Source organism: Paenirhodobacter sp. YD-8 (genome assembly GCF_056590935.1).
Map to the genome: position 1 here is coordinate 1,429,870 of NZ_CM152649.1, position 12,752 is coordinate 1,442,621.

The 12,752-nt window shown below is 65.3% G+C and carries 9 protein-coding genes and 1 pseudogene; 5 read left to right on the forward strand and 5 right to left on the reverse strand.

What is annotated here, in order from left to right; all coding sequences use genetic code 11:
* Nucleotides 1-85: 85 nt before the first annotated feature.
* Entirely contained in the window at nt 86-388 is a 303-nt protein-coding gene (locus AC0QTQ_RS07005; protein ID WP_480259257.1) for a hypothetical protein, read from the forward strand.
* An 18-nt stretch (nt 389-406) separates the two neighbouring features.
* Here AC0QTQ_RS07005 and AC0QTQ_RS07010 read toward each other — a convergent pair.
* The 5 genes and pseudogenes from AC0QTQ_RS07010 to AC0QTQ_RS07030 all read right to left on the reverse strand — a co-directional run.
* Nucleotides 407-706, reverse strand: a pseudogene (locus AC0QTQ_RS07010) (hypothetical protein); the annotation flags it as partial.
* Nucleotides 706-1,005: a plasmid mobilization protein gene (locus AC0QTQ_RS07015; RefSeq protein ID WP_480258859.1), complete on the reverse strand. Its 300-nt coding sequence runs from the start codon at nt 1,003-1,005 to the stop codon at nt 706-708. The pseudogene AC0QTQ_RS07010 and the gene AC0QTQ_RS07015, both read right to left, overlap by 1 nt.
* Before the next feature lie 826 nt (nt 1,006-1,831).
* The gene (locus tag AC0QTQ_RS07020) at nt 1,832-3,991 is read right to left on the reverse strand and encodes an AAA family ATPase (RefSeq protein ID WP_480258860.1); all 2,160 of its coding nucleotides are present in this window, start codon (nt 3,989-3,991) and stop codon (nt 1,832-1,834) included.
* A gap of 77 nt (nt 3,992-4,068) precedes the next feature.
* On the reverse strand, nt 4,069-5,037 hold the full coding sequence (locus tag AC0QTQ_RS07025; RefSeq protein ID WP_480258861.1) for a GIY-YIG nuclease family protein: 969 nt from the start codon (nt 5,035-5,037) through the stop codon (nt 4,069-4,071).
* Nucleotides 5,038-5,145: 108 nt separating this feature from the next.
* Nucleotides 5,146-5,685: a hypothetical protein gene (locus AC0QTQ_RS07030; RefSeq protein ID WP_480258862.1), complete on the reverse strand. Its 540-nt coding sequence runs from the start codon at nt 5,683-5,685 to the stop codon at nt 5,146-5,148.
* A 118-nt stretch (nt 5,686-5,803) separates the two neighbouring features.
* Between AC0QTQ_RS07030 and AC0QTQ_RS07035 the strand changes: the two genes are divergently transcribed.
* From AC0QTQ_RS07035 to AC0QTQ_RS07050, 4 genes are all read left to right on the forward strand, one after another.
* Entirely contained in the window at nt 5,804-5,986 is a 183-nt protein-coding gene (locus tag AC0QTQ_RS07035) for a ribbon-helix-helix protein, CopG family (protein WP_480258863.1), read from the forward strand.
* Nucleotides 5,987-6,341: 355 nt separating this feature from the next.
* A complete protein-coding gene (locus AC0QTQ_RS07040; protein WP_480258864.1) occupies nt 6,342-9,263 on the forward strand; it encodes a tellurite resistance TerB family protein in 2,922 nt (973 codons plus the stop codon).
* Nucleotides 9,250-10,566, forward strand: coding sequence for an ATP-binding protein (locus AC0QTQ_RS07045; RefSeq protein ID WP_480258865.1), 1,317 nt, complete (start codon nt 9,250-9,252; stop codon nt 10,564-10,566). The genes AC0QTQ_RS07040 and AC0QTQ_RS07045 overlap by 14 nt, the downstream gene beginning before the upstream one ends.
* Nucleotides 10,567-10,576: 10 nt before the next feature.
* Entirely contained in the window at nt 10,577-12,751 is a 2,175-nt protein-coding gene (locus AC0QTQ_RS07050) for a DEAD/DEAH box helicase (protein WP_480258866.1), read from the forward strand.
* The last annotated feature ends 1 nt before the right edge of the window (nt 12,752 follow it).

Below are 12,752 nucleotides of genomic sequence, written 5' to 3' on the forward strand. Positions count from 1 at the left end.
TGATGTGGCGTGGCTCGAACGCGGGGCCGAGCGCCCCGCCACGCCAGGTGAAACCGCCCTGCTCAAAGCTCCATGATGCGCGGCCATGGCGGTTCTGACTGACGTGGCGCAGAACCGGAGGCTCACAATGCGCGAGGCAGGCATCGAGTTCATCGAGGTTGCATGGCCAATGCCGACGAATGGCCTGCCCCAGATCGGTGGCCAGTTTCGCCGCGCGTGGATCGCGCAGTCGCCGTGCCGGAACCGGCGGTGCGAGGGTGGGAACTGCGGGATCAAAATAGACCGGCCGATCGAGGCCGAGACGAGTGGCCATCCTGACGTGATTGCGCTCGGTTTGCAGGGCAGACAGGCGTGGAGAGACGATCACTCCGTTGAACGCTCGACGTGACAGGGCGATGTGGATGTGATCACAGCGGCTGTCGGTGTGACGCACCGCGATCCACCCCGTTCTGGTCGGATCGATCCCCATCAGCTGCAGCTGGAACGCCGCAACCATCAGCCATTGCGCGCGGCTTGCCTGGATGCCTTCGGGCAGGGACAATGTGATATGCAAGAAGCCGACGCCATTCGAGAGTCGATCGAACCGGTTGCGCCGATCATGGCGGCCAAGGCCGGGAACCGTGCCGCCGATCAACTCCGCGCCATCGCGCAGGTCATAATTTTCGATGAACTTCGAGTCAGTGTGTACGACTGTATGGGCGCGCATCACATGCTCTTTCCGCGCAACAGGGCGATGATCTCGTCGAGCTGCCGGGAGATGCGCCCGATGCTCCGCGCGGGCGCGTGCTCCAGTTGATTGAGGCTCAGCCCCACTTGGCCGATCATTCCGGCGAGTGCGTCATGGCCACCGCCCTGAAGAGCGGAGCTGCGCAGATAATCTGCCCGCTTTCCGCTCCCTGTCGCTTGGGCCCGCTGATCGATCTCACGGGCTTCGGCCGCGCTCAGTCGAACCTTTGCAATGATCGTGCGGCGCTGGTGGGCATCGGAATTACCTTTGGCGGTCATTTGGATGATCTTCTCCTGTCGCAGAACACCTGCGTTCGGGGCGGGAGGGCGTGGAGCGTTTCTTTATCGAGCGTCCGGGGCGACGCGCGCGTTAGAACCTAAGGGGGGAGGGCCCGTTTCGTGGTCGGCGCTGATTTCGAGTTGTGCGTGTCGCAAGGAGCATGAAGAGATGTACCGTGTCGGGGAGGCGGGTCATGCTCTCAGCATAATTCCGGGTAACCGACTGATAAGGCGATATTTCAGAGAGACGCCCCGAACATGTGGATAACCTCGTCCAGTTTCCGGAGGGTTCTCTCCAGGAAAAACTTTGGGTGGTCCTGGAGCGACGGCTGGGAGAGATACGCTGCGCGCGGTAACGTCCGGAACAGACCGCAGCCCGCGGAAAATCCGGATTTTCCACGGGCTGGTTCGGTCTGTCCGAGATCGGTGGAGGTGCCTCTGGGTGTGGTGCGATTGAGGGCCGGTGCAGGTCAACCTTCCAGCTCTGCACCTTTCATCTCACGCGCGCTCACCCGTCGTATCTGCGGGCTTTGTGATGCGGGCGTATGGGGCTGAAGAAGCCGGGTGGCACGGCGCTCTGCCTTTTCCAGATGCATTCTTGCGCGCTGGCGATCTGCGTCTGTCGGGAAACCCCCGGCGCGTCACGGGCAGGTCACTTGCGGAAAGGGGAAAGGATGTGCGCGGGATCTGGCGCGCCTCGCGACCCGCAAAACGGAAAGCTCAGGTCGCAGGGGGCACGGCATCCGCGCCAACCATCTTGCGCTTTCCTTTATGGCATCCCCGGGCCCTGACGCGCCGGATTGGCGCCGGGGTGTGGGCCGCGCGATCAGGGGCCAAGGTCGGCGAGCCAGGGCTTCAGTTCCTCTTCATTCAGTTCGCGGTGGTGCAGAAGATGATCCGCCATCTTCTCCAGGCGGTCCCGCTGCGGCTCGAGAAGCTGACGGGCGCGCCGCTCGAAGACGTCGAGCCTGACCCGCCCGCGGTTGCGCTCTTCCGGCGAGAGTCGCCGCATGTCCGCGGGGCCGAGCCATGCGCCGCCATTCACGCCGAGGCCCGCCTCGCGGTCGACCTGCAGCTGCAGCCGGGTGGCGAGATGGAGGTCGCTGCCCTCGCTGCCGCCCGCCCCCGCGCTGACGGTGCCAAGGACGAGCCGTTCGGCCGCACGGCCTGACAGCAGGATTGTCATCTCGGCCTCGAACTCGGCGACGGTGCCTTCCCGGATCAGATGGGGCCGGATGGTCGCGCCGCCATCGGCCGACAGCTGGATGCGGCGAACGGGGGCGGCGCCCAGCCGTGCGGCGGCGATCGCGTGGCCGCATTCGTGGAGCGCGATGCGGTGGTCGCGCGCCTGCGTCTGCGGATCCCGGGCGGGAAGGCTGGCCCGGATCCAGGCGACATCGCAGCACCGTGCCGCGCGCCGTGCCGCCGACCGGGCGGCGCGGAGCCGGGCGTCGATCGCGGCCGGCGTCTCGCCCGCGACCTCTCGGGCCAGGGCCTGCAGATCGGCCTCGCCGGCCTCCGGGAGCGCACGCCGCAGCATGTGCCGGATCTGCTGCAGGGACGGCCGGCCGAGCACGCCGTGCAGATCGAAGCGGCCGGGGCGCAGGATTGCGGGGTCCAATGCCTCGGGATGGTTGGTGGCGCCCACCAGGAGCACGCCCTCGGCGCGATTGAGCTGATCGATCTCGGCAAGGAACTGATTGATGACCTGGGCTCTGTACGTGGTCGCGTGCCGGTCCGCGCTGTCGCGCGATCCGGCCGCGTCGATCTCGTCGATGAAGAGCACCGAGGGACGCCGCTGGATGGCCTCGGCAAAGCTGAGGCGCATCTCGCGCAGCATGTCGCCGAGATGGCCATGCGATTGCCAGATGCCGAAGGACGCCTCGACGATGGGCACGCCGGCACTCGTCGCGATGGCCCGGGCCAGCATGCTCTTGCCGGTCCCGGGCTCGCCCGAGAGCAGGAGCGCGTGCGACAGCTCGCTCCAGTGGGCGGTGCCCTGCCGCCATGCGGTCAGGTCGGCCACGAGATCGGCCGCGGCCCGGTGTGCCGGGCTGTCCCCGCCGATCTCGGCGAGCGTCATGTCGGAAGATGCATTGGCCATCGGCGCCAGAAGCGCCGCCAGCTTGCGGGCGGCAGCAGGCGCGTTCGGCTCGCGCAAGGCGGACATCAGGCTCGGCATATCCATGGTCGCGAGGGCGTCGTTCTCCGGCAAAAGCGGAGTGATCAGCGTGCGATCAACCTTACCGGTAGCGGAATGCGTTTGCCCGAGCAGCCGGAGCATGATCTCCCGGTCAATGGGGGGCAACTGCAGGGCAGGCGGCAGTACGCGCCGGAGATTGGCCGGAAGCGATGCCGTATCAGGAAGCAGGATCATCAGCGGATACGGCCGCGCCAAAGCTGCGAGGATCTCGTGTTCGATCTTCGCGATCGCGTGCTCGGTGATCTTGTTGCTGCCGGTCTCCGTCGGGCGCAGCAGCTGGAGCACAGCGGAGTCCCTGTGGCGCGGGGGGCGCGTTTGCGATGTCCAGCCGTCCGGCAGGAAAAGACGGCCGATCGCGGTGGCTGCGCCGGAGAGCTGGATGGGCTCGAAACCTGTGATGACAGTGCAGGCGCGTTGATCGAGCGCGGATCCGAACCGCTCCTGGCTGCCGAAAGTCGCCGCCAGAAGCAGCGTCATGAGGATTTTGTCCGGAGCAATGACAACCTTTGGCCGATCCGAGCCGCGATCATCCATGGCATAGCCATCGATACAGGCGGCCCGCATGTCTTCAATATCGCGCGAGTCCTGGTGCTGGCTGTGCTCGATCTCGCCCAGCAGGCCGGCGGCGGAAGGTGTCTTGCCGCCGAGCACCGGTCTGATCCGTTCGCCCTCCGCGTCGATATCGGGATCGAAGCTGCTCTCGGCTTCGGCCTGGCGCAGGCGGCGCAGAAGGCTGCGCGCATAGGGCGCCCAAAGGGGATGTGTGTTGGAGATCTTCGGCATGTCGTTGCCTCCATGGCATGGAAAGGGAACCGGCTGACGCCGGTTCATTCCGGAAAAAGGGGGGAGCAGGGGCGGGATCAGTCGGTGGCGCTGAGGCCGGTGTCGAGGTCGTCCAGCAGCTTCAGGATCACGGGCTGCAGCCCTGCCGCGTAGATCTCCGACTTCACGCGCAGCCAGGGACGGTACCGCTCTGACGGGATGACGCTGTCCCGATGGTCGCGCCTGAGCGCGGCATGCATCTTCTTCTCTAGGGATTGTGCGGTGTGGCCGTTGCGGATCAGGACGCTGCGGAGGATGTGTCCGGAAAGATCCGGGCTTCGCTTCAGCTGCCAGTGCAGTCGGCTGTCCGGGTTCCGGGAAAACCCGAGCTTGACGAGCGGTGCCAGTCCCGGAAGCGCGAAGCGCATGCAGTAGATGAAGCTCGGGGCCGTGGACCAGCCTTCGCCGCAGCTGGCGCAGTTGAAGCGCCCGGACTGCATGTTGGCGCGTGCGATCGTCTGCTCGTGGCCGCAGTCGTGACGATAGCGCCGGTAGCCCGGCCCCTTTGCGGGGGCGGGGCCGATCAGCGACCAGCCCCGTGCCTTCGCCTCGGCCTCTTCCTTCTCGTTCTGGCATCGTTCGCAGCGATGCGCGCGCGTGCCCGCGGCGATCCGCTTGACCAGTTCGAACTGACGCCGGAGCCTGTGCCCGCAGGGCGCCTGGTAAAAGCCGTAATGGCGATCCTCTGGGTCACGCCCGAGCCAGACGAGGCCTGCCGCTTCCGCGTCCGCCCGCCAGCGCGCGTCCATGCAATGCGGGCAGAGTGGCTGGCTCGTCATCAGAACATGGAGCTTGCTGCGATGCTCCTGCCCGCAGGCCTCGCAGCGCAGCATCAGGTGATAGCGGTCGTCGACCCGGCAGGTGATTTCGAAGCCCTTCGCTGCGGCCGCGGTGTGCCAGTGCTCGTGGATCGGCATGCCGTTCGGGACGGGGCGGGCGTGAGGGGCGTCGGGGGAGACGTGCGGATGAGTGTTCATATCGAAAAACTCCGGGAAAAGCAGGGCCATGCCGCGCCCGCAAGGCGCGGGCGCAAGGGGGCGGACAAACGATTGGGCAAGCGGGCCGAGCCCGGCGCGGAAGGCGCGGGCGGGCTGAGGACGGTCAGGGGAAACGGATCAGAGCGCGCAGGCGACGGTCAGCGGTTCCGGCATCTCGGCAGCGGGATCATCAGGCCAATGCGTCCCGAGGTCGTCGAACTCGCCGAGGTCGGCCAGGGCCTCGAGCTGCGCCTGATGGGTCTCCAGCATCTGCCGCACCCGCGCCCCGACCGCGCCGGCGTCGCAGCAGGAGAACAGCTCCGGATGGCTGCCGGGAAGACGGAGGAGGGAGGTGAACGTCGCGGCGCTGTCGCTCTCGATCAGCAGGCGAGTCAGCATGGCGCTGCGCTTGAGCGGCTTGTCTGACGCGCGCATCACCGGCTGTGCCGTGATCGTCGCGGCGAGGCCCAGCACCCGAGCCCGGGCCTCCTCCGCGTCCGCGCTCCAGGACAGGAATGCCGGGTCGAAGCAATCCGCATGCTCGAGGTCGCGCTCGCACTCGATGTACAATGCCACGGCCGCGTTCAGCTGCGTGAACGCGCGCGAGATGAGGCTGTGCGAGAAACGGTCGCACGCTTCCGTCGCTGGCGAAGGCGTGCTAGCCAAAAATGTAGCCATGGGTGATCTCCGAATGATCATTCAGGGTTAGGGCGTGGGGAAGGGGGTAGGAGCCCTTGCCCATGTCCGCATTATATGGTTTCAAAAAACCAAAAATCAAGATGGAAAAATACTGGCGATGGAAAAGAAGCGAGGACGTCCTAGCGTCGATTCTGAGGCAGTGAACTTGCGATTGCCCCGCGAACTCATAGATGCGATTGATGATCGGCGTCGGATCGAGCCTGACCTGCCGACACGACCGGAAATGATCCGCAGGGCGCTGCTGCAGTGGCTGGAACTGACCGGGGCCCAGGACAATTAGGTCATGCGGGGGCAAGGTGCCTCTCGTCTTGCCGGAAGAGGCGCGTTCGCATGGGAATTCGGCTCTCCGCCAAGGCCGGCATTGGTCGATGGATTGTTTCTGAAATCACCCGCGTCTCGATGCCCCACGGCGGAGAGCCGCTCGCGATGGTCGTTTTAAGTCGGGGTGAAACCAACCACCTGGGGTTGAGAGTGGCTTAAATTACCTGGAAAATTGCCCGGCGATTGGGGAGAGGCCGGGGCGTCTGTTTCGCACATCCAAGATTGCTTGCCCTGGAAATTTCGCCCAAGGTGCAAGGCATAGAGGCTGGTATTTGAGGGCCGAAATGCTTGCGTTTCTCGTAAAGCTCATTCGCATGACGCTTTTCTATGCGATTTACTTTGTCCTCTGCGTGATCTTGATCGCGACGGTGTTGAAAGATCTGCCGGCGATGGGGCAGATTTTTTTTGCGTTTGGTGTTCCCCTGGTCTTGCTCTGGGGCCAGGAAAGCCGACGGCGTGAGCGGTCTCGTTCCCGGGAAGAGCCGGGTACGGTGGAAGCGTTCGCTCGGCTGCAAGAGCATGCCGCCGGACCGCACGCCGCGCCGCCTCCTCTGTTCAGGCGGGGCGATTCAGTCGCGCATGCCGCAGCTGAGTCTGCGCGGGGCGGGCGAAAGCGGACCGAGAACGAGGCGGTTCGGCAAGACCGCCCCGTTGCTGAAGACCCGGCTTCGCCAGTGGTGGTGCGGAGCGCAGCCAATCCGGCGGCCGAGCCTGCCGCGATCTCCGAAACAGATGCCTGTTCCGCGTCCAATGGCCTTATGCCGTTAGGTCATGACGTAGCCTTTCCAGCACCAGACCGAAGCCCCGGGCCGCCTGTGCCGCCGCCCCTCCCGCTCACGCGGGAGGATCCGGTCCCGCCCGAGGTTGTACAGACCAGCTGTGCGCAGATCGACGCGGGGGAAGCCGCTGTCTTGCCGTCAACCATGCCGGTGCCAAAGGAACCACCGCTTCAGGAAATGGCGGAAAGCGACCGCCGCCTTCGGGATCGTGAAGCCCTGCGCGCTCAACAAGAGCGCGCAGAGAGGTATCGGCTTGCCGAGAGTGCCAGAAAGATGGCGCGTCAGAAAGAGCTGGAGGAGGAGGGCGGGGCAGCTCGAAAGCTGCAGGAAGACCGGCAGAGGCTGGAAAATCAGCTCGCTCCGGCCAAAGCCGTGATGGGCTGGGTCCCCAAAGGCGAAAGCGCGGTTGTCGTCGGGCGCCATATTGGCGGGATGGTCTATGTTGGCCCGCCGCCCCGAATTGACAGAGAGGGGTATTCCACGAAAAGCCGCCCCTATATCGACCCGGCCTTGCCGGTCGCAAGCGTGGAGAGAGATCCGAGAGGGACGCAGCTGCCCTATTGGCCGAGCTATTCCGATATGTCGCCGATCTGTCGTGCGACCTACCTGGATTGGCTCGCCGATGGTCGCCGTGATGCTACCTACAATCCCGGCTACATGTTCCTTTATTTCTACGGGCTGGAACGACGATTTTGCGTCGACCAGCCAGAAGAAAAAGAGAAACGCAAGATCCTTGACGAGGTCCGGAGGCTTGCGGCGCTCTATCACGACAACGGGTCGGCACGGCGCTACCTCGGGGAATTCATCGGGATCGCGCAACTGGATTTGCAGGATCCCGCCGCATCAGAGCCGGTTCTCGACTTCCGCGGGTGGGAGGTCCCCTTCGGCCTCAAGGTTGCGATCGGCAGCAAGATCGCGCAGGACGAGCCGCTGAGCTGGGATTGGGTGCTGAGCTGGCTGATCTGCCATCCAGAGCACTATCTGCGCACCCCCGCGACGCGGTGTCAGGAAGAATTTCGGGCTCTGTTCCGACTTCGGTTCGAACGGCGCTTTCCGAATGGGCTCAAGGTCGCGAAACCCCGCAAGATGCTGAGTGGGCGGTATCAGGCGGCCTCGCAGGAGTTTCATGCAGATCTGAAGCCGAACCTCGGCGGCAGGCCGGTGCCGGACATTTCCGGCCTGCGCAAACCGCTCGAGATCGCGCAGGAAGTCGCGGACGAGGCCACCGAGGCGCTTGAACGCTTCAGCCGATATCTGGGGCGCATTCCGGATGGACGGGGAAGCATCGAGGCGCAGGCCTTGCTTCCGGCGGAGCTGCGTCCGCTTTTTCCGTCCGAAGCGCTGGATCTGTTGAAGGACTGGGCCGCGTCGCAGGTCGCCCAAGGGGGGCTCGTTCCCGCGGCGGAGGTTATCGCCCGGATCGGGGGGACGCCGCCGGAAAAACTGACCAAGTCGCTCCTGACCGGGGCCGCCGACACGCTGGCCCGGATCGGGTTTGGCCTGGCCCCCGATCCGCGCTTCGCGTTGCGCTCGCCCAAGATCGACGAGCCACTGGTGATCTATGCTCTCGAGGCTCCGATCGAAAATCTCGAGGATGTCTCTGCTGCGTATCGGGCGGCCCTTCTTGAACTTGCGCTTGGCGTTTTCGTCGTGCAGGCGGATGGGGTGATTTCGGACGCCGAACGGCGGGCGCTGCGAGACCGGATCGAACGGGCCGCCGACATCAGTGCGGCCGAGCGTCTGCGTCTTGCGGCCAATATGGACTGGCTTCTGGCGGTGCCCTCCGATCTGGCACTCTTGCGGCGCAAGCTCAAGGAGACCGGGCCGGACGTGCATGTGGCTTTGCGCGCGGCGCTGGTCGCGGCGGCGCATGCCGATGGCCTCATTCAGTCCGAAGAGGTCGCGAGGATCGAGAAACTCTACAAGGCGCTCGGGCTCGATCCGGGGCTCGTCTACTCCGACATTCACGCAGGCGATGTTCTCGATGATCCGGTCCGGGTGAAACCGGCGACCGCCGACGTTCCGGGGGAGGCGATCCCGACGGCGGTGCGCGGCCTTGCGTACAAACTTGATCCGGCACTGATCGCGGCGACCCGGGCGGAAACGGCACGGGTGTCATCGGTCCTCGGCGCGATTTTCGGGGCGGAGGAGGCCGAGCCGGAAACAGCCCCCGTTCACCCCGAAGGGGCGGTGCGACTGCAGGGGCTGGATGCGGCGACGACGGCTCTGGTTCGCGAGATTGCCGGAGAGACACATCTGACGGCCGAGGCTTTTGAGGCCGCCTGCAAACGCCACGGGTTCCTGCCGGCCGGGGCGCTGGAGGCGATCAACGAATGGGCTTTCGGGATCTACGACGAAGCGCTGCTCGACGACTATGACGGCTACGATGTGGCCCCGGAGATCGCCGCGGCAGTGACGGCGGAATTTGCAAAGGAGGGATGCCATGTCCACGCTTAAGCCGCGCGAGCGCGACGCGATTGTTCAGGCCCTGCGCGCGGGCGTCGTGCCCAAGCAGGGGTTGCGCCATATCCAGGTCGGGCGTGTGCGCGAGATCGAGGAACTGGTCAGGGATATGGAGCGGATCGCCGATGGCGGTTCCTCGATCCGGTTCGTGATCGGCGAATACGGGTCGGGCAAGACCTTCTTCATGAACCTGATTCGGCTTGTTGCGCTGGAAAAGGGGCTGGTGGTGATGTTCGCCGATCTGGCGCCCGATCGCCGCCTGCACGCCACCGGCGGCCAGGCGCGGGGGCTTTACGCCGAGATGGCGCGCAATCTCTCGACCCGCACCAAGGCCGACGGCGGGGCGCTTGCCAGCGTTGTCGAGCGCTTCGTTTCGCAGGCACATCGTGACGCCGAAGACCGGGAGATGCCCACCGGCGCCGTCATCCGCGAGAGGCTGGCACATTTCGAGGAACTGACCGGAGGGTTTGACTTTGCCGAAGTGATCCGCCGCTATTGGGAAGGCCACGAGAGCGGCGATGACGAGCTGAAATCTGCCGCCCTGCGCTGGCTGCGCGGCGAGTTCGCCACGCGCACGGATGCCCGCAAGGCACTTGGCGTGCGCACGATCGTCGACGATGCTGGCGTCTACGATCAGTTGAAGCTGATGTCCGCCTTCGTGCGCGCGGCGGGCTACAAGGGGCTTCTCGTCGGTCTCGACGAGATGGTGAACCTGTTCAAGCTGACCTCGGCACAGGCCCGCAACGCCAATTACGAGCAGATCCTGCGGATCCTCAACGACGTGTTGCAGGGCAGCGCTGAGAACCTCGGCTTCCTGATGGGGGGCACGCCGGAGTTCCTGATGAACACGCGGCGCGGGCTTTACAGCTATGAGGCACTGCAATCGCGGCTGGCGGAAAACACCTTCGCTCGCGACGGGCTCGTCGATCTTTCGGGGCCGGTGGTGCGGCTTGCCAGCCTGACGCCCGAGGATCTCTTCGTGCTCCTGCACAACATCCGCGCGGTGATGCAGGAGGAGGACGGGATGCTCCCGGATGCGGCGCTCGAGGCCTTCATGGCGCATTGCGCCGAACGGATCGGCGAGGCCTATTTCCGCACCCCGCGCAACACCGTCACGGCCTTCGTGAACCTTCTGGCGGTGTTGCAGCAAAATCCCGGCGTCGCCTGGTCCGACCTGATCCAGCAGATTGACGTCCGTGCCGATCAGGGGGACGACATGAGTGACGTGGACGACGTCACCGGGGCCGCACCTTTGCCCGACGGCGGCGACGACGAGCTGACCAGCTTCCGCCTGTAGGATGACGGGGGTGAGCAACGCCTTCGAAAAGCTTGCCCGGCCGGTCCAGAAATGGGTCCGGGCACAGGGATGGACGGAATTGCGCGATGTTCAGGCGCGGACAATTCACGCGGTTTGCGATAGCTCCGACGATGTCATCGTCGCGGCATCGACGGCAGGCGGCAAGACCGAGGCGGCCTTCCTGCCGCTGATCTCGCAGGTTCTGCAGGCTCCGGCCGAACAGAGCGGGTTCGACCTGCTTTACATCGGGCCACTCAAGGCGCTGATCACCGATCAGGCGCGGCGGCTTGACGACATCTGCCAGGAAACCGGCCTGCCGGTGACGCCGTGGCATGGTGATGTGACGGCTTCGGTGAAGGCGTGCGCCCTCAGGGCGCCGCGCGGCATTCTGCTGATCACGCCTGAGTCTCTCGAGGCGCTGTTCGTGCGGCGCGGGCTGGAAATCCCGCGGCTTTTCGGCGCCACGCGGGCGGTCGTGCTCGACGAGTTGCATTCCATTCTCGACAGCGAGCGGGGCGTCCAGGTGCGATCGCTGCTGGCGCGGCTCGAGCGCTCGAACGGGCATCCGATCCGGCGGATCGGCCTTTCGGCGACACTGGGGGACATGGCGATTGCCCGCGCCTATCTGCGCGCGGACGATCCGGAGGCGGTGCAGCTTGTCAAGGCGACCGGAGGGGAGGCCGAGTTGCGCCTGCAGTTGCGCGGCTATGTCTCCGGCAACCAGAACGACGCCGGCCCGTCTGCCACGGACGCGGTGGCCGAGCATCTTTTCAGGCACCTGCGCGGCAGCAACAATCTGGTCTTTGCCGGGGCCCGGCAGCAGGTCGAGATCTACGCTGACCGGCTGCGGGAACTTTGCGAGACCGCCCATCTGCCACAGGAGTTTTACCCCCATCACGCCAACCTGTCGCGCGAACATCGTGACTTCGTCGAGCGCCGGCTCAAGGACGCGGGCAAGCCGACCACCGCTGTCTGCACCTCGACGCTGGAGCTTGGAATCGACATCGGCGATGTCACCTGTGTCGCCCAGATCGGCGCCCCTTTCAGCGTGGCGTCCTTGCGGCAACGGCTGGGGCGTTCGGGGCGACGCGCGGGGCAGCCGGCGATCTTGCGACAATATTCGATCGAAACGCGACTGGCGGCGGACAGCAGCCTGGTCGACCGGCTTCGTCTGGGGCTGGTGCGTGCGGTCGCGATGATCGAGTTATTGCTCGAAGGCTGGTGTGAACCGCCACGGCCGGACGCGTTGCACCTGTCGACGCTTGTGCATCAGGTCTTGTCGGTCATCGCCGGCCGGGGCGGTGCAACAGCGGCGCAGCTCTATCGCCAGCTTTGTCAGGACGGGCCGTTTCGGCAGGTGTCCGCGCCGCTCTTCCTCGAGGTCCTGCGCGCGATCGGCACGTCTGACGCCCGGCTGATCGAGCAGGCGCAGAATGGCCTTCTGCTGCTGGGGGAGGTCGGTGAAAAGCTGGTCGGGCATTATGGGTTCTACGCTGTCTTCCCGACGCCCGAGGAATACCGGCTGATCGCGGGGGGGAGGGATCTGGGCTCCATCCCTCTCGAGAACGTTCTGTCCCGGGGGATGATGCTGATCTTCTCGGGCAGGCGCTGGACCGTGCAGGAGGTCGACACCGCGAACAGGGCGATCACCGTAACGCCGTCGCAAGCGGGCGTGCCGCCCCTGTTCGGAGGCTCCCCCGGAGTGATCCACGATCGGGTCATCTCAAGGATGCGCGAGATCTTCGAGGGGGACCGCGATCCCGGCTATATGGACCGTCCTGCGCTCGAACTGCTCGCAGAGGCTCGCCGAAATTACCATGCTCTCGGCTTCGAGACATCCCCGGTGGTGCAGACCGGCGAAAGCACCTTCTTCATCGCGACCGGCTGCGGGACCGTGAAGAACACCACCCTGGCCCTGGCGCTGCAAAGCTTCGGCCACGAGGTGCAGGAACACGACGGGTTTCTCGAAATCGCCAGCGCCAAGGCAGATCTGCCGCTTGCCGAAAGCCTTGATCGACTGGCGTCGGGAGGTGCGGTCAACCTGTTTGCCGGCCGTCCCAACCTCGTGTTTGAAAAATTCCACCGTTATCTGACGGAAGATCTGCTGCGCGAGGACGCTTTGTCTTCTCGTCTGCAGGCGGAGGCCTTGCCTGAAATCTGCGGACGCCTGCATGTTTTGAACTGAG

Coding starts and splice junctions, on each gene's coding strand:
- AC0QTQ_RS07005 (WP_480259257.1), top strand. CDS start 86: ATGGCGGTTCTGACTGACGTGGCGCAGAACCGGAGGCTCACAATGCGC.
- AC0QTQ_RS07015 (WP_480258859.1), bottom strand. CDS start 1,005: ATGACCGCCAAAGGTAATTCCGATGCCCACCAGCGCCGCACGATCATT.
- AC0QTQ_RS07020 (WP_480258860.1), bottom strand. CDS start 3,991: ATGCCGAAGATCTCCAACACACATCCCCTTTGGGCGCCCTATGCGCGC.
- AC0QTQ_RS07025 (WP_480258861.1), bottom strand. CDS start 5,037: ATGGCCCTGCTTTTCCCGGAGTTTTTCGATATGAACACTCATCCGCAC.
- AC0QTQ_RS07030 (WP_480258862.1), bottom strand. CDS start 5,685: ATGGCTACATTTTTGGCTAGCACGCCTTCGCCAGCGACGGAAGCGTGC.
- AC0QTQ_RS07035 (WP_480258863.1), top strand. CDS start 5,804: ATGGAAAAGAAGCGAGGACGTCCTAGCGTCGATTCTGAGGCAGTGAAC.
- AC0QTQ_RS07040 (WP_480258864.1), top strand. CDS start 6,342: ATGACGCTTTTCTATGCGATTTACTTTGTCCTCTGCGTGATCTTGATC.
- AC0QTQ_RS07045 (WP_480258865.1), top strand. CDS start 9,250: ATGTCCACGCTTAAGCCGCGCGAGCGCGACGCGATTGTTCAGGCCCTG.